Here is a 23,263-nt window from a genome sequence, read left to right as displayed (position 1 = left end):
TCTCACCAACGGGACGGTCGGGACGGATCTGGCCAAATCCCCGAACCCGTCAAGGCATCGGCGCGGCGGGAACGTGGGCGCGACCCCGCCGCCGACGAAGTGCCCGGGTCACCCGAGAGTGACGGCACCCGCGACAGCGGCGAGGAGGAGCGCGAGGACGAGCACGGCCGCGTAGAGGAGGAGGCGTCCCGTGCGCGGACCGGGCGGGGGTTCCTCGTCGAGCAGGTCCCACCACGGAAGCGTGGGGTCCTCCTCGTACCCGCACGCGCCCGCGCGGTCGTCGACGCCCTGCCGCGCGCCGCCGCGTCCGTCGTGCGTGCCGTCACGTCCGCCGGGGAGGGGCCCGCCCACGGGGAGACGTAAGGGCGCGGGCTCGCGGGGCCAGACCCGTACCGCCAACTCCCAGCGCACGCCGAACCGTTCGGCCTCGGCGCCCGTCAGACCCGCGACCCGGCACAGCGCCGCGACCGCCTGCCGGGGTGGCGGCTGGGTCGCGTTGAGGTACCGCTGCCAGGACGACTTGCTGTACGCGGTGCGCGCGCCCAGCGCGACCAGGCTCAGCCCGGTGCTGTCCTTGAGCAGCCGCACCTGCTCGACGAAGTGCCGTACCTCCGTGGGAAGTTCCTCCGGCAGCGGCTGCCAGGCACCCATCCCTCACCCACCTCCTGCGGCGTTCCGGGGGCGTTCGTCCGCCTCCGTCGTTCCCCGTGAGCGAGGGACGGCGCCGGACGGTGGGACGGTTCCCGTCACGCGGCGCGGACACGGTGGCGGAACGGTCACTTCCGTGCCACAGCGGGCCACGGGCTGTTGTAAGGCCCGTTCCCGTGCAGAAGGGTTGTCCCCGGGCGGTCCGGCCGCCCGGCCGCGGCCCGTCCTTGCTCGGGGGAGAGGACGGGCCGCGGCGCCGTGCGCGGACGGCACCGGGGGCTCAGCGCACCGTGAAGTGCAGCGTGTCGTCCAGGAACGGGATCACCAGCCACGGAGTGGGCTGTGCCATCAGCGCCAGCAGCACGATGGCGAGGCCCAGCACCCCGTAGGTGACCATGTCCGTGAAGCGCGAACGGACCGCGAGCATGCCCACGTCGGGCACCGTCCAGCGCACCACGGCACCGCCCAGCAGGGCGGCCCCGATCAGGATCGTGCCGAACCGGAACGCGTCCAGCGCGACCAGCAGCAGGCCGAGTCCGACGGCCGACAGCACGGCCAGGATGGGCCACTGGCGGGCCGGCGCCGGGGCGTCGCCCGATGCCGCCCGGCCGCCGCCCTCGGGCCGCGCGGTGTCCCTGGTGAACAGCGGGAAGCGGCGGGTGGTGCGGCGCGGCCGCCCCTCGGCGTCCGGGGCACTCACGGCGTCGATCACACCGGGGTCGCCCTCCGCGTCCCCGGCCTCCGCGTCGTCCCCGGACCGCGCGTCGTCCGGGGCCTCGGGCCCGGCCCGGTCCCCCGTCACGCCCGGCGCGCCACCCTCGGCCCGCGCGTCACCTTCCGTCTCCGCCCGTGCGGAACCCTCGGCCCGCACGGTGGCTTCCGCCACTGCCTCCGCCTCCCGTACGGCTGACGCGGAGTCGGCCTTCTCGGAGCTGCCCTCAGCCGACACTGCGCTCCGCCGCTTCCACCACGTTGACGAGAAGCTGGGCCCGGGTCATCGGGCCGACGCCGCCCGGGTTCGGGGAGATCCACGCCGCGACCTCGGCGACATCCGGGTGGACGTCGCCGACGATCTTGCCCTCGGCGCTGCGCGAGACGCCGACGTCCAGGACGGCGGCGCCCGGCTTCACGTCCTCGGCGCGGACGAGGTGCGCGGAGCCGGCCGCGGCGACGATGATGTCGGCGCGCTTCAGGTGTGCGGAGAGGTCCCGGGTACCGGTGTGGCACTGGGTCACGGTCGCGTTCTCGCTGCGCCGCGTCAGCAGCAGCGGCATCGGCCGGCCGATGGTCACCCCTCGGCCGACGACCACGACCTCGGCACCCTTGATCTCCACGCCGTGGCTGCGCAGGAGGGTGAGGACGCCGTTCGGGGTGCAGGGCAGCGGGGCCGGCTCGTTCAGCACGAGGCGGCCGAGGTTCATCGGGTGGAGTCCGTCCGCGTCCTTGTCCGGGTCCATCAGCTCCAGGATGCGGTTCTCGTCGATGCCCTTGGGGAGCGGGAGCTGGACGATGTAGCCGGTGCAGGCGGGGTCCTCGTTGAGTTCCCGCACCACCGCCTCGATCTCCTCCTGTGTGGCGGTCGCGGGCAGTTCACGCTGGATGGAGGCGATACCCACCTGCGCGCAGTCGCGGTGCTTGCCCGCGACGTACTTCTGGCTGCCGGGGTCGTCGCCCACCAGGACGGTCCCCAGGCCGGGCGTGACGCCCTTCTCCTTCAGGGCCGCCACGCGGACGGTCAGATCGGACTTGATCGCGGCTGCGGTGGCCTTGCCATCGAGAATCTGGGCGGTCATGGTCCCATCCTCGCGGATGACCCGCTCCCGGTTCCAATCCGGGCGCCTCCCGTGCGCCCTCGTCCCCCCGATCCAGCCGTGATCAGCGATGTTGCACTTACACAACACATGCACAACGCAACCGGAAGCACTCTGGACAATAAGGAAGGCATTGAGAACGATTGAGCGACACAGTGTCGCGGGCAGTACCGGGGGGACGGACCGCTCTGCAGAACTTTCCTCCACACCGTGCCGCGCCTCGTCCCCGCACCAGGCAACGGAGGAATCCCCGCCATGAGTTTCGGCGACCCGAACAACCCCTACGGTCCCCCGCAGGGCCAGCCGTCGGGTTACCCGTCCCAGGGCCAGCCCGGCTACGGCTACCCCCAGGGCGCCCCGCAGCAGCCCGGGTACGGCTACCCGCAGGCCCCGCCGGTCCAGCAGTCGCCGTACGGCGGCTACCCCGGCGGCCCGATGGTGATGCCCGGCGGAGTGAAGTCCGCGCGCGTGATGCTGTTCGTCATCGCCGGTCTCCAGATCCTCGGCGCCATCCTGATCGCGTTCTCCGCGGTGGCCGTCTCGGCCGCCAAGAACAACGCGGAGCTCAAGGACGACGTCCGCTTCCAGCAACTCGCCGACTACTCGGCCGGCGCCCTGTGGGGCGTGACGGTCGCGGTGCTGGCCTGGGGCGTCCTCGCGATCTGGCTCGGTGTGAAGTGCGCCAACGGCGGAAACGGCGTGCGCGTCACCGCGATGGTGTTCGGCATCCTGACGGCGATCCTCGGCATCTACCCGTTCATCATCGTCGGTCTGGCGCACACCGTGCTCGCGATCCTCATCACGGTGTTCGTCGGCAAGTCCGACGGCGAGGCATGGTTCAGCCGGCCGAAGTACTGAGGCCCGCCCCCAGCCCCTCGCTCATGGCCCGCCGCACCGGCACCGGTCCGCCGACGCCCTGACGGCGGTTTCCACGCCTCCCCGGAAGGGAGCCGGAAACCGCCGTCAGGCCCGTGCGCTCAGTGGAAGAAGTGACGCGTCCCGGTGAAGTACATCGTGATGCCGGCCTTCTTCGCGGCCTCCACCACCAGCTCGTCACGGACCGAACCGCCCGGCTGGACCACGGCCCTGACACCCGCCTCGGCAAGGATCTCCAGGCCGTCGGGGAACGGGAAGAACGCGTCCGACGCCGCGTAGGCGCCACGGGCCCGCTCGGCGCCCGCCCGCTCGACCGCCAGCTTCGCGGAGTCGACGCGGTTGACCTGGCCCATGCCGACGCCGACCGAGGCGCCGTCCTTGGCGAGCAGGATCGCGTTGGACTTCACCGCGCGGCAGGCCCGCCAGGCGAAGGCCAGTTCGTCCAGCTCGCCCTGGCCGAGCGTGTCACCGGTGGCCAGGGTCCAGCTCGCCGGGTTGTCGCCGTCGGCCTGGAGCCGGTCGGTGACCTGGAGCAGGGCGCCGCCGTCGATCTGCTTGACCTCGACCGGATCGGCGGGCGCCCGGTGGGCGCGCAGGACCCGGATGTTCTTCTTCTTGGTGAGGGCTTCGAGCGCGCCGTCCTCGTACTCCGGCGCCACGATGACCTCGGTGAAGATGTCCGCGACCTGCTCCGCCATCTCCTTCGTCACCGGCCGGTTGACCGCGATCACGCCGCCGAACGCGGAGAGCGGGTCGCAGGCGTGCGCCTTGCGGTGCGCCTCGGCCACGTTCGAGGCGACCGCGATGCCGCACGGGTTGGCGTGCTTGATGATCGCGACGCAGGGGTCCTCGTGGTCGTACGCGGCACGGCGCGCGGCGTCCGTGTCCGTGTAGTTGTTGTACGACATCTCCTTGCCGTGCAGCTGCTCGGCCTCGGCGAGGCCGCCCGTGCCGTCGACGTAGAGCGCGGCACCCTGGTGGGGGTTCTCCCCGTACCGCAGGGTGTTCTTCCGCTCGTAGGTGTGCCCGAGGAAGTCGGGGAAGCCGCTGGTGTCGGCCGCGGCGTAGTCGTCCGCGAACCAGGAGGCGACGGCGACGTCGTACGCGGCGGTGTGCTGGAATGCCTCCGCCGCGAGCCGCTTGCGGGCGGTGAGGTCGAAGCCCCCCTCCTCGACGGCGGCCAGGACGGCGGCGTACCGGTCCGGGCTGGTGACGACGGCGACGGACGGGTGGTTCTTGGCGGCCGCCCGCACCATCGAGGGACCGCCGATGTCGATCTGCTCGACGCACTCGTCGGGCGTCGCGCCCGAGGCGACCGTCTCGCGGAAGGGGTAGAGGTTCACCACCACGAGGTCGAACGGCTCGACGCCGAGCTCGGCGAGCTGCTCCCGGTGGCTGTCGAGCCGAAGGTCGGCGAGGATGCCCGCGTGGACCCTGGGGTGCAGGGTCTTGACGCGGCCGTCGAGGCACTCGGGGAAGCCGGTGAGTTCCTCGACCTTGGTGACGGGGACGCCGGACGCGGCGATGCGGGCGGCGGTGGAGCCGGTGGACACCAGCTCGACACCGGCCCCGTGCAGCCCGCGCGCGAGCTCTTCGAGCCCGGTCTTGTCGTAGACACTGACGAGCGCGCGCCGGATGGCCCGCCTGGTGCCCGCGGTGCCCTCGGCCGTGACTGTGCTGTCGGCGGTCACTGGATAACTACCTTTCGTCCCTCAATGCGATAGCCGTTGCGGGCGAGCCGCCCCACGACATCGACGAGCAGTTCTCGCTCGACTTCCTTGATGCGCTCGTGCAGAGCGCTCTCGTCGTCCTCGTCCCGGACCTCGACCACGCCCTGGGCGATGATCGGCCCGGTGTCGACGCCGTCGTCGACGAAGTGGACGGTGCATCCGGTGACCTTCGCGCCGTACGCGAGCGCGTCGCGCACACCGTGGGCCCCCGGGAAACTCGGCAGCAGGGCGGGGTGCGTGTTGACGATCCGCCCGCCGAACCTGGCGAGGAACCGCTTCCCCACGATCTTCATGAACCCGGCGGAGACCACGAGGTCGGGCTCGTGGGCGGCGACCGCCTCGGTGAGCGCCGCGTCCCACTCGTCCCGGCTGCCGTAGTCCTTCACGCGCCGGACGAAGGTGGACAGTCCCGCCCGCTCACCGCGCGCGAGCCCCTCGATGCCGTCACGGTCGGCGCCGACGGCCACGATCCGGGCCCCGTAGCCCTCCGGCCCGGCCTCCGCCACGGCGTCGAGCAGTGCCTGCAGATTCGTGCCTGATCCGGAGACCAGCACGACGAGGCGCTTGGCCTTGGCCACGAGGGGGCCCTTTCTCGGGGGAGCGTTTGTACGGTCGTACGAATGCTTCGCGCCCCGGGATACGGGGAAGTCTACGAACCGGCCGACCGTCAGCAACGATACCGGCACACCGGGCAGCCCCCACGGGACGGGGGCGTGGCCGGAAGGTAGCGTCTGGGGAGGAACCTCCCGGGAACACCGTTCGGCACGGGGAACGCCCTGTGTCCGCGGGACGTTGACCAGGGACGGACAGGAACATCCGGGGCACGCCCCCGGGGACGAACGTCCGGGGTACGAGCCCTGGGTGCCCGTCCTGGACAGGAAACCCGGGGTACGCGTCGCGAGCACGAAGCCGTGCGGACACGCCGCCCGCCAGAACCACCAAGGGGAAGACGCACACCTGATGCCGGACCGCAGTCTCCGACTCCCTCCGCTCCTGCTGCGCGAGCGGCGCCCTTCGCCCACCCCGCCGCAGGAGAACGGGAACGCGCCCTCGGGCGGGGGCGACGCCTCGGGCGGACGTGGCTCCTCGAGCGGGGGCGACGCCCCGAACGGGGGCGGCTCGGCAGGCGGGAGCGGCTCGGGGTCCGGCTCCGGCCCCGACGATCACAATCCGTTCGCTCCGCCGCCGGAGGGCACGCCCGACCGGCCCTGGCAGCCCAGACGCCCCGAGGGCGGACAGGAACCGGACGAGAACGGCGGCTCCGGGCAGCACTCCCCCTGGGGCAATCAGTGGAGCGACCAGCAGCCGGGCCGTTCGACCGGCGGCTTCGGGGAGCGGCCCGGTGCCCCCCAGGGCCAGGGCGGCCCGGAAGCACCCGGCGGCGGTCCGGGCTCCGGAATGCGCTGGGACCCGACCGACCCCGCCCAGCGCCGGGCGCGCTACGCGCTGCTCTCCGGCATGTGGGCCTTCTTCTTCGCCCTGTTCAGCTGGCCGTACGTGGCCCTGCTGCTCGGCGCGCTCGCGCTGTACTGGGGTGTCAGCGCCCTGCGCGCCAAGCCTCGCAAGCCGGATCCGGACGCTCCGGCACCCGATCCGACCAGCCGCCCCCAGACGACCGCGGCGGTCAGCGGTCTCGTCACCGCGTCCCTCGCCATCGCCATGGTCGCCGCGATGTTCTCCGCTCAGCTCGTCTACAGCGACTACTACTCGTGCACGAACGACGCGCTCACCAACGCGGCGAAGCAGTCCTGCAACGACCTTCTGCCGAAGGACCTGCGAGGTCTGCTGGGTACGCAGAACTAGCGCGTCCCGACTTCTGGGGGCTGCCGCCCCGGCCCCCCGCCTCGGCGTGAACGGCCTCGTCCTCAAGCGCCGGACGGGCTGGGCGGTCAGCCCGTCCGCCGACTGAGGACGAGCCCTTCGGGCGAGCGGGGGTAGGGGCGGCGGGGGCGAGGAACCCGTCCGTCACCTCAGGGCTCCGGGTCCGGATCCGGCAGCTCCAGCGACGCCGACGCCTCCCGCAACGCCGCCCACCGCGCCTCCCTGACCACATCCTCGTGCCACGCCGACCCCATGTCGTCGGACGGCAGGAGGTCGTAGGGCAGGAGGTCGTACGGCGCATGACCGGGATCCCGCTCACCCTCCGGGCCCACCACAAGGACGGACCCTCCGGTCGCCTGCGACACCACCGACGCCGACGCCGCCCCTGACCCCGCCCCCGACTCCGGCTCGGCCACCCGCGCCCCGCCCTCACGCGCCCGCCACGGAGTCCACGACAACCACGCCGGCACAGACACCACGGACACTGCGGACACCACGGACGAAGCAGCCGCCCAGGAGAGCCGCCGCGGACGCCCGATCCCCGGCACCACCGCCCCCACCGGCACCCCGACCCCCACCGTCCACACGACCACGGCACCCCCCACCTGCCACCACACCGGCCCGAAGTGAGCCAGCGCGCCAACCCCCAGCGGCCCACCCGCCAGCCCGGCGAGCAGCGCCATCACCAGACCGCACAGGACACCCGCGGCCCCCACCCCCGCGACGACCCGCCCCCGGGACCAGCCCTCGTCCCCGCCCGACTCCACGGCCCCACCGCCCCGGGCCGCCTTCCGCAGGAACCACACCACCGTCACCCCGGCCGCCACCGGCACGGCCGCCCCCGCCCAACTCCACGGACCCCCGGCCTCCGGCACCGCCGCCAGCAGCGGAAAAGCCGGCAGCGACGGCTCCGGCGCCGCCGCGGACAATGGCCCGGCGACCTGTCCGGCCCCCAGCACCACACCGGGACCGAGGCCGTACGCGGCCCCCCACACCGCCGCGTTCGGCACCAGTGCCAGACAGAGCAGGAGGACGGCGAACCGACCCGACCACACCTCGGTGAGCTGCTGGAAGGACTCCCGCGCCAGATCGCCGTGCCACACCAGCGACACCCCCACCAGCAGCGCCCCGCCACCGACGAGCACCGCCGCCCCGGCGAGTCCCGCCCGCGCCGAGGCGCCGAGCCACCGTCCCGCCCACGGCACCGACGGCTCGCCGGTGGCCCAGCGGCGTACCGCGGCGGGCACCGGCGGGCGGGCGAGGGCCCGGCCCACCCAGAACGGCACGGGTCCGCGCGGGTGCCCGAACGCCGTCCACACCCCGGCCCCCGCCGCGCTCGCGGTGAGCAGGGGCAGGCACAGCCCCGACCACGCCCAGGACGGCCGCAGTTCCCCGCCCGCGGTGTAGAGCACCGCCGCCACGCTCAAGGTCAGATAGCCCGCGACGGTCCCGGCCCACACCGTGCGTCCCGACGCACCCGCATCGGTGTCGGCGGCGTCGCGCGCCGCGCGGTGCAGCAGCCACGCGGGGAACACCGCCAGGAGCAGCGGGGTGAGACCCACCGGCATGGGCAGGCCCGACAGGGTGTCGGTGCGCGCCAGTTCCACCCCGTGCGCGAGCAGCCACAGCGCGGCCGCGACGTGCAGCGCGCCACCGGGCCCGCTGTCCGGGTACGGCGAGCTGATCCACAGCATCATGACGAGGACGGCGAGTGAGCCGAGGCCGAGCCCCGCCGCGAGCACACCGCCCAGGAAGCCGGCGGCCAGTCCGGGTGATCGGCGACGCATCCGGGTGATCAGGAGGAACAACGAAAGCCTGTGGTCGGTCATCTGTGTCACCCCGCCATGCTCCCAACGACACGCGCTTTCTCGTCGTAACGGGCAAAGCTCGGATGTGTCGCTCAATATGCAGCTATGTACCTTTTCGTACGGAAGGGCGACCCGGTGGAGTCCCCAACGACTGGAGACCCCGCAACTCCCCTGCCCGGCCGTGAGGAGCGCCGCCGGCTGCGCGAGGCCAAGTCGCTGAGCCACGCCGACATCGCGGCCGAGGTGGGCGTCACGGCCGCGACCGTGCGCTCGTGGGAATCCGGCCGTACGACACCGTGCGGGCGCGAACGGGACGCGTACGCGCGGCTGCTGACGTCCACCGGGATGACCCGCCATCAGGAGGACGTCCCCGAAGGCCCCGATGCCCGCGACGACCACAGCGACCACAGCGACCGTCGGAGGCCCCGGGGCCTCGGCCGTCACGGCGACGACGGAGGGGACGCGCGTCCGGGCGGCCCGCAGGACGAGGCCGCGCCCGTCCTGGCCGGCGTCGCCGCCGGCCCCGTACAGCCGCCTCCCAGACCGGCGAACCCGCCGGCGGCACCGACCGGCTCCGGGGCGGAGCCCGCGGCCGGGCCCGGGGCGGAGCCCGCGGCCGGGCCCGGCTGGGGTCCCGGGTACGAGCCCGTCCCGGTCGGTCTGACGCCCGCTCAGGCATTCGACGCGCTCTACGGGTTCTGCGCCCCCGCCCTCCTGCGGCAGACCTATCTGCTCACCGGACGGCGCGAACTGGCGCGCGAGTCGGTGGAGCGGGCCTTCCAGTCGGCCTGGCAGCGGTGGCCCGAGGTGGCCGTGGACCGGGATCCGGCGGGGTGGGTGCGAGCGGTCGCGTACGAGTACGCCCTCTCTCCCTGGCACCGGCTCCGGCCGCGGTACCGGCACGCGGAGCCACCGCCCGCCGACGCCGCCGACCGCGCGCTGCTCTCCGTACTCCTGGAACTACCGCCGATGCACCGGCGGACCCTGCTGCTCTACGACGGTGTCGGGCTCGACCTGCCGGACACGGCGGCCGAGACGGAGGCGAGCACGCCGGCGGCGGCCAACCGGCTGTTGCGCGCGCGCGAGACCGTGGCCACGCGGCTGCCGGAGCTCGCGGCGCCCGAGAACCTGCACCGGCGGCTCGCCGAGGTCGCCGGGACGGAGCGGCTGGGGGCCGGGAAACCCTTCATGGTGCGCTGGGCCAGCGAGCGGCGGGTCCTGCGCTGGACGCGTGCGGCGATGGCCTTCACGGCCGTCTTCATCGGCATCACCTCGCTCACCCTCAGGGCCGCCCCCGACCACTACGAACCGCCCCTGGCCCCGGGCGCGACGGTGAACGGTCTGCCGCCGCGGATCGCTCCCGGGCCGCTGTCCCAGGAGGAGCTGGCCCTGCGCGCCCGGCTCAAGGCGGCGACGGCGAGCGGTCCGGAGCGGCTGGTCCCGGATCCACGGTGAGAACGGCGCGGACACGGACAGCGCAGGCGCGGACAGCGCGAACGCGGACAGCGCGAACGCGGACAGCGCGAACGCGGACAGCGCGGACGCGGACGGGCCCGCACCCCAGGGAGTGCGGGCCCGTCTCGCTGCTGCGTGTCAGCCCTTGAGCAGTTCGCGCGCCAGCTTCGCCGTCTCGGTCGGCGTCTTGCCGACCTTGACGCCGGCGGCCTCGAGGGCCTCCTTCTTCGCGGCGGCCGTGCCGGAGGAGCCGGAGACGATGGCGCCGGCGTGGCCCATGGTCTTGCCCTCGGGCGCGGTGAAGCCCGCGACGTAGCCGACGACCGGCTTCGTCACGTTCTTGGCGATGAAGTCCGCCGCGCGCTCCTCGGCGTCGCCGCCGATCTCGCCGATCATGACGATCAGGTCGGTGTCCGGGTCGGCCTCGAACGCGGCGAGCGCGTCGATGTGCGTCGTCCCGATGACCGGGTCGCCACCGATGCCGACGGCGGACGAGAAGCCGATGTCACGGAGCTCGTACATCATCTGGTACGTCAGCGTGCCGGACTTCGAGACCAGGCCGATGCGGCCCGGCTTCGTGATGTCGCCCGGGATGATGCCGGCGTTGGACTGGCCCGGGGTGATGAGACCGGGGCAGTTCGGGCCGATGATGCGGGTCTTGTTGCCCTTCGCCTTCGCGTACGCCCAGAAGGCGGCGGAGTCGTGGACGGCGATGCCCTCGGTGATGACGACCGCGAGGGGGATCTCCGCGTCGATCGCCTCGACCACGGCGGCCTTCGCGAAGGCCGGCGGCACGAAGAGGACGGACACGTTCGCGCCCGTCTTCTCGATCGCCTCGGCGACCGTGCCGAAGACGGGGATCTCGGTGCCGTCGATGTCGACGGACGTGCCCGCCTTGCGCGGGTTCACGCCACCGACGATGTTCGTGCCGTCCGCGAGCATGAGCTTGGTGTGCTTCATGCCGGTGGCACCGGTCATGCCCTGGACGATGACCTTGCTGTCCTTGTTGAGGAAGATAGCCATGGCGGTTGTTTCCCTCGTCCCTTACTTCGCAGCCGCGAGCTCGGCGGCCTTGTCGGCCGCGCCGTCCATGGTGTCCACGCGCTGGACCAGCGGGTGGTTGGCGTCCGACAGGATCTTGCGGCCCAGTTCGGCGTTGTTGCCGTCCAGACGCACGACCAGCGGCTTGGTGACTTCCTCGCCCTTGTCGGCGAGCAGCTGCAGCGCCTGGACGATGCCGTTGGCGACCTCGTCACAGGCGGTGATGCCACCGAAGACGTTGACGAAGACGGACTTGACGTCCGGGTCGCCGAGGATGATCTCCAGGCCGTTCGCCATGACGGCGGCGGAGGCGCCACCGCCGATGTCGAGGAAGTTGGCGGGCTTCACGCCACCGTGGTTCTCACCGGCGTACGCGACGACGTCCAGGGTGCTCATGACGAGACCCGCGCCGTTGCCGATGATGCCGACCTCACCGTCGAGCTTGACGTAGTTGAGGTTCTTGGCCTTGGCGGCGGCCTCGAGCGGGTTGGCCGACTCCTTGTCCTCGAGCGCGGCGTGGTCCGGCTGGCGGAACTCCGCGTTCTCGTCCAGGGACACCTTGCCGTCGAGGGCGATGACCTTGCCGGAGGCGACCTTGGCGAGCGGGTTCACCTCGACGAGGAGGGCGTCCTCCTTGATGAAGGTGTCCCACAGCGTCACCAGGATCTCGGCGACCTGCTCGGCCACCTCGGCCGGGAACTTCGCCTGGGCGACGATCTCGCGGGCCTTCTCGATCGAGACGCCCTCGTTGGCGTCGACCGGGACCTTCGCGAGGGCCTCGGGGTTCTCCTCCGCGACGACCTCGATCTCCACGCCGCCCTGTACGGACGCCATGGCGAGGAAGGTGCGGTTCGTGCGGTCGAGGAGGTACGAGACGTAGTACTCCTCGACGATCTCGGGCGCGGTCTCGGCGATCATCACCTTGTGGACCGTGTGGCCCTTGATGTCCATGCCGAGGATGTCCGTCGCGCGGGCGACGGCCTCGTCCGGGGTGGCGGCGAGCTTGACGCCGCCGGCCTTGCCGCGGCCACCGACCTTCACCTGGGCCTTGACGACGGACTTGCCGCCAAGACGCTCGGTCGCCTCGCGGGCTGCCTCAGGCGTGTCAATGACTTCACCGGCCAGCACCGGTACACCGTGCTTGGCGAAGAGGTCCCTCGCCTGGTACTCGAACAGGTCCACGCGCGTCCGTCCCTATCAGTGATCTCGCGGTTCGTTGGATGCGTGGGCGTGCCGCGAAGGGCAACGTGACGTCCGCTGTCACAAGGGTGGCGCACACGATGTCCGAGCGCGCGGCATGTCCGTCTCGCAGGTTATCGCCGTGGGACGTTGGTCCCTAAATCGCAGATCACACCTCAGCGGTGATACCTGTCACAGATCCGGCCGGCCCCTTGGCGGGGCAGGGCCTCACCGGGCTGGGGTTGGCCCGGTGAGGCCCCTTGAACAGGCCCTTGAGGGGCCCGGGACCGGTGTTCCCCACCCCAATGGGGATCACCTGTCCCGTCCGCGGGGCACGGCCGGACGGATCCGACGGGTTTCGGCCGTCCGGGGCTGCGGCCCCGCGGAGTCTCGGTGTGTGTACGGATGGGTCGGGTGTGTCCCGTGCGCGGGACGGCCGGTTCGGTCGTGCGCCGGACGTCGCCGCTCGCGACGGGTGCCGGGGGGAACGCGTGCCGGGTGGGACGCATGCCGTCCTCGCGGGAGCGGGTCACCGACCAGGAAAGGGGGGTCCTAGCCGGGGAAAAGCGGTATGTCCCGGTACCTGTCCCGGGTCCCGGCCGCGGTCACGGCCTCGGACGGAACGGACACGGGCAGCAGGGGCGCGCGGTGGTCCGGGGCGACGCCATACAGGTCGCCGTGCCATGCCCCGCCGCCGTCGACCGCCGGCCGGTCGCCCGGACCGCCCGATGAGTCACCGGCCGGTGCCTGAGGCGCGGGAGCCGGTCCTGCCAGGGGACCCCGGTGGCAGTGCCGGCCACGTCGGCCGTGCTGTCCGTGCCGGCCGTGCGCGCGGTGCGCCGCATCCGCCCGGCCGGCCACGCCGGGGCCCGCGGGGCCGTACGTGAGGACAGCCCCGGAGCCCGGCTCCCTCCCGGCGCCGGGTACCACCGGATCCGGAACCGGCACGCCCACCGCGCCCGCCCGTCCCGGGTGGCCCGGGTGGCCCGGGGGCGGGAGTGCATCGGGAGGCGACGACGGGGACGGAAGCGACGGGACTGCCGGCAGCCGCGGGACCGCCGGGGGTGCCGCCGACACCGACAGTCCCGGGAGGGTGCCCGGCAGGGATGCGGCCGATGCGGCCAGTTTCCCGGTGAGCGCTTCCGCTGGACCGCCGACCGACCGTACGACGGTGTCGGCAACCGGTCGTACGACGCCGCCGACGGTCTCGGTGACCAGGGAGCCGGCACGGTCGGCCGACGACGGCATCCGGGGTGCTTCCGTCCGTGCCGCGGGGTGCTCCTCCCGTGGCTTCCACGACCCCCGCGGCTTCCCCGACTTCAGAAGCGACTCCGGGTCCGGCTGCGCCTTCTGCGGCTTCCGAGACTCCTGGAGCGACTCCGACTGCTGGGGGAACTCCGGCTGCGGCTTCCGCCCCTCCGAGTTGCCCGCGGGCCGCCCGGCCGATGCTCCGGTCGTCGCGGCGAGCATCGGCCGCGCGACCCGTTCGACCACCGAGGCCACTGACGTGGGCGCAGCCGTGGGCGTCCGGCCGTCCGCCGCGTGTGCCTGTTCCCCGCAGAGGAAACCGAGGGCGAACACCCCGCCCACCAAAACCGCCGCTCGCAGCGCACGCCGTCCCGCCGCCGTGCGCAGCAGGCGCAGAGCGGCACCGGCGACGGGCGGTGCGGCGGTCGGGATCAAGACGGGGAGAGCCTCCGTGCGGGGGGGCCGGGCGGTACGGGACGAAATACGGCGCACCGTTCGATTCGAAGAGGCGCTGATCCTCGCACGGGACTCCCGAGGTTGCGCAAGCCCCCTGTTACCGATGGGTATTCATGTCCGGTTTTTCGGCTCTCGTCACCCGACGTCGGGCACGGGAAGCGGACGCTTCTCGATCGCCGCCGCCATCACGTCGGGGAACAGATCGGGGGTGCAGGCGAACGCCGGTGCGCCCAGCGCCGCGAGTGCCGCCGCGTGCTCACGGTCGTAGGCCGGCGTCCCCTCGTCGGACAGCGCCAGCAGCGTCACGAACTGCACCCCGGACGCCTTCATCGCCGCTACCCGCTTCAGCATCTCGTGGCGTATGCCCCCTTCGTAGAGGTCGCTGATGAGCACGACCACGGTGTCGGCGGGCCGCGTGATCCGCGACTGGCAGTACGCGAGCGCCCGGTTGATGTCCGTTCCGCCACCGAGCCGGGTGCCGAAGAGCACGTCGACCGGGTCGTCGAGCTGGTCGGTGAGGTCCACGACGGCCGTGTCGAAGACGACGAGCCGGGTGGCGACGGACCGCATCGACGCGAGGACGGCCCCGAAGACGGACGCGTAGACGACGGACGCCGCCATCGAGCCCGACTGGTCGACGCACAGGACGACCTCCTTCTTCACGGACCGCGAGGCACGTCCGTAACCGATCAGCCGCTCGGGAACGACCGTGCGGTGTTCGGGCAGGTAGTGCTTCAGGTTGGCCGCGATCGTGCGGTTCCAGTCGATGTCGTGGTGACGGGGGCGGGTGACGCGGGCGCTGCGGTCGAGGGCGCCGGAGAGCGAGGCGCGGGTGCGGGTGGCGAGCCGCTTCTCCAGGTCCTCGACGACCTTGCGCACGACGGCCCTCGCGGTCTCCTTCGTCGTCTCCGGCATGGCCTTGTCGAGGGAGAGGAGGGTGCCCACCAGGTGCACGTCGGCCTCCACCGCCTCCAGCATCTCGGGCTCCAGCAGCAGAGCGGACAGCCCGAGCCGGTCGATCGCGTCGCGCTGCATGACCTGCACGACGGACGAGGGGAAGTACGTCCGGATGTCCCCGAGCCAGCGCGCGACCGACGGTGCGGACGCTCCGAGCCCCGCCGAACGGTCCCGCCCCGACTGCGTCCCGCTCCCCTTCCCGTACAACGCGGTGAGCGCGCCGTCCATCGCCGCGTCCCGCCCGGCGAGCGCGCGTCCGGTGCCGTCCGCCTCGTCGCCGCCGAGCACGAGTCGCCAGCGCCGCAGCCGCTCGTCGGCCGAGGCGTTCGCACGGCGCGGGTCGGCCGGTCGGGGCGCGTCGGCCGGGTCCAGCGGTGCTGAGCTCATCGGTCCGCCCCCACAAGGTCGTCGGCGTCGGTGGATTCCCCGCCCCCGCCGAATTCGTCGGTGTCGACGTCGGCGGTCTCGTTGTCGTGGGCGATTTCGTTGTCGCGAGCGGTCCCGTTGTCGCGAGCGATTTCGTTGTCGTGAGCGGTCCCGTTGTCGTGAGCGATTTCGTTGTCGTGAGCGGTCCCGTTGTCGTGAGCGGTCCCGTTGTCGTCCGGCCCGAGCAGCAGACGCAGCACCGGCAGGACGGCGTCGGCGCGCCCCGCGTCCAGCTCCGGGTCGAACCCGGGTGTGCCGGCGGCGGCCGCGGCGCTCCCCCGCGCCCCCGGGCCGCGCCGGACCAGCTCCCCCAACGTCCTGCGCACGCCCGCCTCGTACGCCGAGAACGTGCGCCGCAGCAGCGGGAGCACATCGGTGAACGCCTCCGCCGGCACCGCCGTCAGCCACGCGTCGACCAGTCCGAGCAGCCGCTCGTCGTGCACGAGCAGCATGCCTCCGCCGGAGCCGCCGCCGACGAACCCCTCGATCCATGCGGCCGCGTCCGCCGGCTCCGTGCCCGGCGACAGCACGAGTCCCATGAGCCGGGCGGCCTCCTCCTGCCCCAGCTCGCCGTCGTCCAGCAGCAGTCGCACGGCCCGCCCGCGGAGCACGCCGGGGACGGTGTCGCGGCCGGCCAGCACCCGCAGCACGGAGTGCCAGCGACCGCGCATCCCCGAGCCGGGTGGTCCGCCGGCGGACGGTCGCGCCGTGGCCGTCTCTCCCGGCAGTCCCGTCTCCCCCAGCAGTCCCACCGCGCCGTGCACCGCGTCCACATGGCGCCGCATGTCCTCGGCGGCCTCGGCGTCGAGTGCCGCGCAGGCCGGCGGGAGACCGACGAAGATCCGCTCGGCGAGGCCCGCCGCGACCTCGGTGAGAGCCCGTGCGTCCGTGCCGCGAACGTCCCCGTAGCGCAGCGAGCGGACCAGCGCGGGCAGCGCCTGCGCGAGGTGGCCGACGTCCGTGTCCAGGGCCGCCCGGTCGGTGAGGACCCGCATCACCACGGGCAGGGCGTCCGCGAGCCCGGCGAGCAGACAGCGTTCGGCGAGTGCCGTGACGTCGGCCAGGGCCGGCGCGGCGACGGCGTCCGCCTCCGCCCTGGCGGTCGCCGCGGACAGCACGGTCGTGCCCCACACCCCGGCCTCCGCGACCCGCACGGACAGCTCCGGTTCCCAGCGCAGCCGCCAGGTCTCCCGGAAGGTGCCGGTGCTGCCACGGGACGCGGCGGGCTCGCCCCAGCCGATGCCGAGCAGCCGCAGCCGGTGCAGGAGCCTGCTGCGCCCCGCGTCGGTCTCGCCCCGCAGGTCGAGCTCCAACTCCCGCTCCAGCGGCTCGGGTTTGATCCGCAGCCGCTTCTGGAGCCGGGCGAGGTCGCGCTGCAGCGGCACCGCGGGGGCGGACCGCGGCACCTCGCCCAGCACATCGCCGACCACCAGCCGGTCGTGCACGAGCCCCAGCGGCACGTCCGAGCCCTCGCACATCACCGCCCGAACAGCGTCGGTGGTCTCGGTCAGGCCGGGCAGCGGGCGGCCCCGTACGGCGGCGAGCGTGTCGGCGAGCCGCACCGCCTCGATGACGTGTGCGGCGGAGACCGTCCGGTCCTCGTCACGCAGCAGCCGGGCCACCTTCGTCATCCACCGCTCGACCGGTCGGTCGGGGGCGTCGAAGAGGTGCCCGTACCAGCCCGGCGAGTCGATGCCCGCGCCGTACCCGCCGGCCCGGGACAGCCTGCGGTGCGTCCACGGCACCCACGTCAGGTCCGCCTTGGTCCTGGGCAGCCCCTTGAGCACCGCCCGGTCGGCGGCGACCGTGGTGCCGCGGCGCAGCGCCGGCACGTGCCAGGCCCCGCACACCACGGCCACGTCGTCCCCGAACTCGCGCTGTGCCGCGCGCACCTGGAGCCGCATGTACGCCTCCCGCTCCGGGTCCCGGTCGTGTCCGCCGCCCCCGTACGCCTCCCGCAGTGCTCCCATCGCCTCCTCCAGCACGGCGAACGGCGCGAACGGATCTGCGCCGGTCCCGCTCCGGTGCTCGACCGCGTCCTCCCACCAGCGCTCGGGATCGTCGTGACCGGCTGTCTCCGCGAGCACGGCGAGCGGGTCGATCCGCACGGCGTCACCCGCGGGTTCGGCGGGTGACCGGGGTGGTTCCTCCTCCTCCCAGACCAGCGTGTGCGCGGCCGGCAGGTCGATGAAGCGGGCCGGGACACCGTGGTCCAGCGCCCACCGGATCGCCACCCACTCCGGGGAGAACTCGGCCAGCGGCCAGAACGCGGAGCGGCCGGGCTCGTCCACCGCATGGGCCAGGAGCGCGACCGGAGGGCGCATGTCGGGGTCGGCGGCGAGCGGAATGAGCGTGTCGGCCTCCGGGGGTCCCTCGATCAGGACGGTCCGCGGTGCCGCCGCGTCCAGCGCGGCCCGTACGGCACGCGCCGAGCCGGGCCCGTGGTGCCGCACCCCCAGCAGCAGCGGGCCACCCGCCCGCGCGGGAGGCATTCGTTCCGCTCCCGCACCGGTCACGCGCTCACCTCCCGGCAGGCCCGGTAGAAGTCCTTCCAGCCCTCGCGCTCGCGGACGACCGCCTCCAGGTACTCCTGCCAGATCACCCGGTCGGCCGCCGGATCGCGGACGACGGAGGCGAGGACGCCGGCGGCCACGTCCGAGGCGCGCAGCACGCCGTCGCCGAAGTGGGCGGCCAGCGCCAGCCCGCCGGTGACGACGGAGATCGCCTCGGCGGTGGACAGCGTGCCGCTGGGCGACTTGAGTTTCGTACGCCCGTCCGCCGTCACTCCGTCGCGCAGTTCACGGAAGACGGTGACGACCCGGCGGATCTCGTCGACACCGTCCGGGACCGACGGGAGGTCGAGGGAGCGGCCGATCTGGTCGACGCGGCGCGAGACGATGTCCACCTCCGCCTCGGCACTCTCCGGCAGCGGAAGGACCACCGTGTTGAAGCGCCGGCGCAGGGCGCTGGACAGCTCGTTCACCCCGCGGTCGCGGTCGTTGGCCGTGGCGATCAGGTTGAAGCCGCGGACGGCCTGCGTCTCCTGGCCCAACTCCGGTATGGGCAGGGTCTTCTCGGACAGGATCGTGATCAGCGTGTCCTGTACGTCCGCCGGGACACGGGTCAGTTCCTCGACGCGGACCGTCATGCCCTCGGCCATGGCGCGCATGACCGGGCTCGGCACCAGCGCGTCCCGGCTGGGGCCGTGCGCGAGCAGCCGCGCGTAGTTCCACCCGTACCGGATCGCCTCCTCCGGTGTGCCGGCGGTGCCCTGCACCAGCAGCGTCGAGTCGCCGCTGACCGCCGCGGCCAGGTGCTCGGACACCCACGTCTTCGCGGTGCCGGGCACACCGAGCAGCAGCAGGGCGCGGTCGGTGGCGAGGGTGGTGACCGCGACCTCGACGATGCGGCGCGGGCCCACGTACTTCGGTGTGATCTCCGTGCCGTCCGGCAGGGTGCCGCCCAGCAGATAGGTCGCCACCGCCCACGGCGACAGCCGCCAGCGGGCCGGGCGGGGCCGGTCGTCCTGCGCGGCCAGCGCGGTGAGTTCGGCGGCGAAGGCGTGCTCGGCGTGTGGCCGCAGCACCTCGCCCGCGTGCCCGCCGGCGCTCTCCGCGCTCCCGCCCGGGGCCGTTCCCCCAGTCTGTCCCGCGGGTGTGTCGACGGACGTCGCTTCCACGGACTCGACGGACACGGTCATGGCTCGGTCCCCCCTCCAGCTCGGCCGGTTCGGATCTGGTCCCACCGTGCACCACGCCACTGACAATCGGCTCTGACCTGCGCAAACGTGCTCGCGAGGGTCGATTGTCAGTGGTGGGATCTACCTTCGATGACATGACTCAGCAGGGGGTGCGCTGGACGGCGGATCAGGTGCTGGCACTGGCTCCTGACATGGCGTCACGCAGAGCGGGCGGCAAGCTCGGCACCGCCGGGCCGTGGTCGGAAACAGGCAGTTCTGACGAGGGGACGCTATGGGGACTGTGCAGAGGAAGCGGCAGCACGCCTTATCAGACGGTCATCGACATCGCGGACTCCACCGGGCCCGCGTACACGTGCAGTTGTCCGAGCCGGAAGTTCCCGTGCAAGCACACGCTGGGGCTGCTGCTGCTCTGGGCGGGCGGGGAAGGCACGGTGCCGCGGGGACCTGTGCCGGACTGGGCGGGGCGATGGACGGAGGGGAGAAGGGAGCGAGCGGCGGCGAATCGGACGACGGTCGCGGCATCTGGGACGGCGTCACCGGCTGACCCGGAGGCGGCCCGGCGCAGGGCGGAGCGCCGGGCCGCGCGGATCACCGCCGGCGCGGGGGAGTTGGAGCGGCGGCTGACCGACCTGCTGCGGGGCGGCCTCGCCGCGGCCGAGCGGGCGGGGTACGGGATGTGGGAGGAGACGGCGGCCCGCATGATCGACGCGCAGGCACCCGGACTGGCCACGCGGGTGCGGGAGTTGGGTGCGATCCCCGCCTCCGGTCCGGGCTGGCCCGTACGGCTGCTGGAGGAGTGCGCGCTGCTCCATCTCCTCGACCAGGGCTGGCTGCGCCGGGAGTCGCTGCCGGACGGGCTGGCCGCGACGGTCCGCTCCCGGGTCGGTCTGACCGGCTCGGCGGGCGGCCCTCCGCTGCGGGACCGCTGGCTGGTCCTCGCCCAGTACGACACGGCGGACCGCCGTCTCACCACCCGCAGGATCTGGTTGTACGGCGCGGAGTCGGGCCGTACGGTCCAGGTCCTCTCCTACGGGCCGGCCGGCCGCGCGCCGGAGCTGACCCTGCCGGTGGGCCTGGCCTTCGAGGCGGAGGTGTCCGCGTACCCCGGCACGGGCGGGCTCCGGGCGGCCCTGGGTGAGCGGTTCACCCTCCCGGCACCCGCGCGCACCCGTCCGCCGGGGGTGAGCACACTCCACGCGGCGACCCGCTACGGCGAGGCGCTGCGGGACGATCCCTGGCTCGACGCCTGCCCGGTCACGCTGTCCCGGGTCATACCCACCCCCGACGGGGACACCTGGCAGCTCGCGGACGCGGAAGGCGACTGCGCGCTCCCCCTCACGCCCTCGGCGCTCTCCGGCCCCGGGCTGTGGCGGCTGGCCGCCCTCTCCGGCGGCGCCCCCGTCACGGTCTTCGGCGAGTGCGGTCACCGTGGCTTCGCTCCGCTGACCGCCTGGCCGGAGGGGGCGGGCGAGGCGGTACGGCTGTGCTGACCGGCGACACCCCGTCCGCCGCCGGTTTCCCCCCTCGCGCCCACCGCGCGCTTCCCGCGCCCCAGTCCCCCAGTACGGAAAGGACGTTCATGAACGCGACCTCCGCTGCGGCGGGCGTACCCGTCGAGAGCTCCTGGGAAGAGCTCGTCACCGTGGCGCTGCTCGGCACCGAGCGGCGTACACCGCCCGCCTGGGCGGCCGGGCGTGAGGTGCCGGTGGCCGTCCTGGACGCGGCCGCCGTGGCGACCCTGCGGCGGCGGGCCGGGATGCGGCCGGGCCGGGCGGCCGCCCGGCCCGAGCCCGCGGCGCCCGACCCGCGACGCCCCCTCCCGCCCGCCGCGGCCCACCGGCTGGCGGTGCTGCTGGCCGACCGGCCCGGCACCGGGGCCGGCCGCCGGGGCACGGCGCCCGACCTCATGGAACTGCTGCCCCAGTGGCTCGCGCTGGCCAACGCGCACGGTTTCGCGGCTCCCGCGGAAACACTGCCCGCACTCCTCGACGCGGCCAGGGGCCGTACGGATCTGCGGCCGGCCGCACTGGTCTTCGCCGGACCGCGCGCCCTGTGGCTCGCCCGGCTGAACCCGGACTGGCGGTTCGCGCTGCGTTCCATGCCCGGTGGCGGCGCCGCGCTGCCCGGCCCCGACGAGCCCGGACGCACGGAACAGCTGTGGCAGGAGGGCCTGTTCGCCGAGCGGGTCGCGCTGCTCACGGCGCTGCGGGCCCGTCGTCCGGCGACCGCGCGCGAACTGCTCGCCACCACCTGGGGGACGGAGCGGGCCGAGGACCGGCTGATGTTCCTGGACTCGCTGCGGTCAGGGCTGGGCCCGGCCGACGAGCCGTTCCTGGAGCGTGCGCTCACCGACCGGAGCCGCAATGTGCGGGCCACGGCGGCGGAGCTGCTGTCCGCACTGCCCGGTTCGGCGCTGGCCGCCCGGATGGCGGCACGGGCCGGTTCGTGCGTGGCCGTCGACCGCACCCGGGGGACGCCCTCGATCGTCGTCGAGGCGCCGCACGAGTGCGACGCGAGCATGGAGCGGGACGGTGTTGTACCGAAAGCTCCGGCGGGACGAGGGGAACGGTCTTGGTGGCTGGGCCAGTTGGTCGAAGCAGCGCCGCTCGGGACATGGCCGCGGCGGCTGGGGGGACGCACACCGGACGAGATCGTCGCGCTTCCCGTGACGGACGACTGGCGGAACGAACTGCACGCCGCGTGGTCCCGGGCGGCGGTACGGCAGCGGGACCCCGGGTGGTCCCGGGCGCTCCTCAGCGCGCCCTCCGCCCCGGAGGCCGGCGGACCGGGGGCGGTGTCACTGGCCGAGCGCTCGAAGCTGCTCGCCACGCTAGGTGCGGCCGAACGGGCCGAGTGGGTGGCGGGGTTCATCGACACGCACGGCTTGTCCGAGGCGTTCCAACTGCTGGGGGTCTGTGCGGTGCCGTGGGCCGGGCCCCTGGGGCGGGCGGTGGTCGACGCGCTCGACATCGCGCGCGACGGGGGGAGTTACCCATGGAGCTTCAGTGGGGTGATGGGGCTGGCCGAGCGGTGCCTCGATCCACTGGAGGCGGGCCGGCTCGACGCGCTCACGGCGATCACCGACGATACGGAGAACACGGCGCCGGGAGCCGGCGGCTACTGGGCGGAAGCCTTCCAGCGCCTCGTCACCACCTTGCGGCTGCGCGCGAAGATGACCGCGGAACTGACGGAGCCGGGACCCTGGCGGGCGCCGACGACGCCCTGAACACCGGGGCAGCGGCCCCTGAGCGCCGGAAGGACCCCCGCGCCCCGTCAGTGGCGTCGGGAACCGCGCGGCCGGCCCCCGCCCGCCTGCGGACAACGACCCACCACCCGGGGACGGGCGGGCGCGACCAGGGCGGAAGCCCGCACACCCCGACCCCCTCCGGCCAGGCGCTACGCTCCCGCGGGCTGCCGTACGTTCGCCCGCACCCACTCCACGATCGACCCGGTCGTCGCGCCCGGCGTGAAGATCTCGGCGACGCCCTTCTCCTTGAGCGGAGCGATGTCCGCCTCCGGGATGATCCCGCCGCCGAAGACCTTGATGTCCTCCGCGTCACGTTCCTTGAGGAGATCGATCACGGCCGCGAACAGCGTGTTGTGCGCGCCGGAGAGGATGGAGAGACCGATCGCGTCGGCGTCCTCCTGGATCGCGGTGTCGACGATCTGCTCGGGGGTCTGATGGAGCCCGGTGTAGATGACCTCCATACCGGCGTCGCGCAGCGCCCGCGCGATCACCTTGGCGCCCCGATCGTGGCCGTCGAGCCCCGGCTTGGCCACCACCACGCGGATCGGACCGGCTGCCACACCCATCACTGCCTCCATGAACCGATTACAACGACCCGTACCGACATATACCGAACATTCCGCCGCTCACCGCGCGGGACGCACCTCTGCGGCACGGGCGCCCCGCACCGCACCGGCCGGGGAAGTGAACGAACGTTATCGTCAGATCCGTGCAAACCACAGTTTCCCGCTGAAGAGCGAGGGGGAAATCACACGGTGGGACACATTCGCCGCGCACCGCTCCGCGCCTCAGCGGCACACGCGCCGCAGGAACCTGCGACGCACGGGCCACGGCGGGAGCCTGCGCAAGGAGAGCCGCCA

At 73.5% G+C, this 23,263-nt stretch carries 17 protein-coding genes; 5 read left to right on the top strand and 12 right to left on the bottom strand.

The window, feature by feature from the left end; all coding sequences use genetic code 11:
* Positions 1-108: 108 nt before the first annotated feature.
* The 3 genes from ACFVTC_RS27820 to ACFVTC_RS27810 form a co-directional block, all read right to left on the bottom strand.
* Positions 109-651 (bottom strand): helix-turn-helix domain-containing protein, encoded by a 543-nt coding sequence (locus ACFVTC_RS27820; protein ID WP_390131244.1) that lies wholly within the window; start codon positions 649-651, stop codon positions 109-111.
* A 277-nt stretch (positions 652-928) separates the two neighbouring features.
* Entirely contained in the window at positions 929-1,534 is a 606-nt protein-coding gene (locus ACFVTC_RS27815; RefSeq protein WP_390131243.1) for a DUF3017 domain-containing protein, read from the bottom strand.
* 52 nt (positions 1,535-1,586) lie between these two features.
* Positions 1,587-2,441 carry a bifunctional methylenetetrahydrofolate dehydrogenase/methenyltetrahydrofolate cyclohydrolase gene (locus ACFVTC_RS27810; RefSeq protein WP_358821852.1) on the bottom strand — a complete coding sequence of 285 codons (855 nt, stop codon included), beginning with the start codon at positions 2,439-2,441 and terminating at the stop codon, positions 1,587-1,589.
* Positions 2,442-2,714: 273 nt separating this feature from the next.
* On the opposite strand from ACFVTC_RS27810, the gene ACFVTC_RS27805 reads away from it, so the two are divergent.
* Complete coding sequence (locus ACFVTC_RS27805) at positions 2,715-3,317, top strand: hypothetical protein (RefSeq protein WP_390131242.1); 603 nt, start codon at positions 2,715-2,717, stop codon at positions 3,315-3,317.
* A 119-nt stretch (positions 3,318-3,436) separates the two neighbouring features.
* Here ACFVTC_RS27805 and purH read toward each other — a convergent pair whose 3' ends face one another.
* Positions 3,437-5,026: a bifunctional phosphoribosylaminoimidazolecarboxamide formyltransferase/IMP cyclohydrolase gene (gene purH, locus ACFVTC_RS27800; RefSeq protein ID WP_390131241.1), complete on the bottom strand. Its 1,590-nt coding sequence runs from the start codon at positions 5,024-5,026 to the stop codon at positions 3,437-3,439.
* Positions 5,023-5,643, bottom strand: a complete 621-nt coding sequence (gene purN / locus ACFVTC_RS27795; RefSeq protein ID WP_168529784.1) for a phosphoribosylglycinamide formyltransferase — start codon at positions 5,641-5,643, stop codon at positions 5,023-5,025. Before purN ends, purH begins: the two co-directional genes overlap by 4 nt.
* A gap of 382 nt (positions 5,644-6,025) precedes the next feature.
* Here purN and ACFVTC_RS27790 point away from each other — a divergent pair, with 382 nt between their 5' ends.
* Positions 6,026-6,868: a hypothetical protein gene (locus tag ACFVTC_RS27790; RefSeq protein ID WP_390131240.1), complete on the top strand. Its 843-nt coding sequence runs from the start codon at positions 6,026-6,028 to the stop codon at positions 6,866-6,868.
* Positions 6,869-7,035: 167 nt separating this feature from the next.
* On the opposite strand, the gene ACFVTC_RS27785 is transcribed toward ACFVTC_RS27790, so the two are convergent.
* On the bottom strand, positions 7,036-8,715 hold the full coding sequence (locus tag ACFVTC_RS27785; RefSeq protein WP_390131239.1) for a DUF6350 family protein: 1,680 nt from the start codon (positions 8,713-8,715) through the stop codon (positions 7,036-7,038).
* A gap of 84 nt (positions 8,716-8,799) precedes the next feature.
* Here ACFVTC_RS27785 and ACFVTC_RS27780 point away from each other — a divergent pair, with 84 nt between their 5' ends.
* Entirely contained in the window at positions 8,800-10,149 is a 1,350-nt protein-coding gene (locus ACFVTC_RS27780; RefSeq protein WP_390131238.1) for a helix-turn-helix domain-containing protein, read from the top strand.
* A 138-nt stretch (positions 10,150-10,287) separates the two neighbouring features.
* On the opposite strand, the gene sucD is transcribed toward ACFVTC_RS27780, so the two are convergent.
* The 5 genes from sucD to ACFVTC_RS27755 all read right to left on the bottom strand — a co-directional run bounded on the left by sucD (position 10,288) and on the right by ACFVTC_RS27755 (position 19,156).
* Positions 10,288-11,172, bottom strand: coding sequence for a succinate--CoA ligase subunit alpha (sucD, locus tag ACFVTC_RS27775; RefSeq protein WP_168529780.1), 885 nt, complete (start codon positions 11,170-11,172; stop codon positions 10,288-10,290).
* Between the two features lie 21 nt (positions 11,173-11,193).
* Complete coding sequence (sucC, locus tag ACFVTC_RS27770; protein WP_390131237.1) at positions 11,194-12,372, bottom strand: ADP-forming succinate--CoA ligase subunit beta; 1,179 nt, start codon at positions 12,370-12,372, stop codon at positions 11,194-11,196.
* A 1,836-nt stretch (positions 12,373-14,208) separates the two neighbouring features.
* Positions 14,209-15,417, bottom strand: coding sequence for a VWA domain-containing protein (locus ACFVTC_RS27765; protein WP_390131236.1), 1,209 nt, complete (start codon positions 15,415-15,417; stop codon positions 14,209-14,211).
* Complete coding sequence (locus tag ACFVTC_RS27760; protein WP_390131235.1) at positions 15,414-17,948, bottom strand: DUF5682 family protein; 2,535 nt, start codon at positions 17,946-17,948, stop codon at positions 15,414-15,416. The genes ACFVTC_RS27765 and ACFVTC_RS27760 overlap by 4 nt, the downstream gene beginning before the upstream one ends.
* A 20-nt stretch (positions 17,949-17,968) precedes the next feature.
* The gene (locus tag ACFVTC_RS27755) at positions 17,969-19,156 is read right to left on the bottom strand and encodes an AAA family ATPase (RefSeq protein ID WP_390131234.1); all 1,188 of its coding nucleotides are present in this window, start codon (positions 19,154-19,156) and stop codon (positions 17,969-17,971) included.
* 134 nt (positions 19,157-19,290) lie between these two features.
* Between ACFVTC_RS27755 and ACFVTC_RS27750 the strand changes: the two genes are divergently transcribed.
* Positions 19,291-20,646, top strand: coding sequence for an SWIM zinc finger family protein (locus ACFVTC_RS27750; RefSeq protein ID WP_390131233.1), 1,356 nt, complete (start codon positions 19,291-19,293; stop codon positions 20,644-20,646).
* Between the two features lie 89 nt (positions 20,647-20,735).
* Positions 20,736-22,382 carry a DUF5691 domain-containing protein gene (locus ACFVTC_RS27745; protein WP_390131232.1) on the top strand — a complete coding sequence of 549 codons (1,647 nt, stop codon included), beginning with the start codon at positions 20,736-20,738 and terminating at the stop codon, positions 22,380-22,382.
* Between the two features lie 170 nt (positions 22,383-22,552).
* Here ACFVTC_RS27745 and ACFVTC_RS27740 read toward each other — a convergent pair whose 3' ends face one another.
* Complete coding sequence (locus ACFVTC_RS27740; protein ID WP_099942951.1) at positions 22,553-22,969, bottom strand: cobalamin B12-binding domain-containing protein; 417 nt, start codon at positions 22,967-22,969, stop codon at positions 22,553-22,555.
* Positions 22,970-23,263: the final 294 nt, after the last annotated feature.

Source organism: Streptomyces sp. NPDC057950 (assembly GCF_042887295.1).
GTDB classification, from domain to species: Bacteria; Actinomycetota; Actinomycetes; order Streptomycetales; family Streptomycetaceae; genus Streptomyces; species Streptomyces kaempferi.
The sequence above is the reverse complement of the archived record's forward strand: the minus strand, read 5'-3'. Positions and strand labels throughout refer to the sequence as shown.

Bases quoted from the DNA above. Each gene is read 5' to 3' on its own strand.
- ACFVTC_RS27820 (WP_390131244.1), bottom strand. From the start codon at position 651: ATGGGTGCCTGGCAGCCGCTGCCGGAGGAACTTCCCACGGAGGTACGG.
- ACFVTC_RS27810 (WP_358821852.1), bottom strand. From the start codon at position 2,441: ATGACCGCCCAGATTCTCGATGGCAAGGCCACCGCAGCCGCGATCAAG.
- ACFVTC_RS27805 (WP_390131242.1), top strand. From the start codon at position 2,715: ATGAGTTTCGGCGACCCGAACAACCCCTACGGTCCCCCGCAGGGCCAG.
- ACFVTC_RS27790 (WP_390131240.1), top strand. From the start codon at position 6,026: ATGCCGGACCGCAGTCTCCGACTCCCTCCGCTCCTGCTGCGCGAGCGG.
- ACFVTC_RS27785 (WP_390131239.1), bottom strand. From the start codon at position 8,715: ATGACCGACCACAGGCTTTCGTTGTTCCTCCTGATCACCCGGATGCGT.
- ACFVTC_RS27780 (WP_390131238.1), top strand. From the start codon at position 8,800: ATGTACCTTTTCGTACGGAAGGGCGACCCGGTGGAGTCCCCAACGACT.
- sucD (WP_168529780.1), bottom strand. From the start codon at position 11,172: ATGGCTATCTTCCTCAACAAGGACAGCAAGGTCATCGTCCAGGGCATG.
- ACFVTC_RS27765 (WP_390131236.1), bottom strand. From the start codon at position 15,417: ATGAGCTCAGCACCGCTGGACCCGGCCGACGCGCCCCGACCGGCCGAC.
- ACFVTC_RS27760 (WP_390131235.1), bottom strand. From the start codon at position 17,948: ATGCCTCCCGCGCGGGCGGGTGGCCCGCTGCTGCTGGGGGTGCGGCAC.
- ACFVTC_RS27755 (WP_390131234.1), bottom strand. From the start codon at position 19,156: ATGACCGTGTCCGTCGAGTCCGTGGAAGCGACGTCCGTCGACACACCC.
- ACFVTC_RS27750 (WP_390131233.1), top strand. From the start codon at position 19,291: ATGACTCAGCAGGGGGTGCGCTGGACGGCGGATCAGGTGCTGGCACTG.
- ACFVTC_RS27745 (WP_390131232.1), top strand. From the start codon at position 20,736: ATGAACGCGACCTCCGCTGCGGCGGGCGTACCCGTCGAGAGCTCCTGG.
- ACFVTC_RS27740 (WP_099942951.1), bottom strand. From the start codon at position 22,969: ATGGGTGTGGCAGCCGGTCCGATCCGCGTGGTGGTGGCCAAGCCGGGG.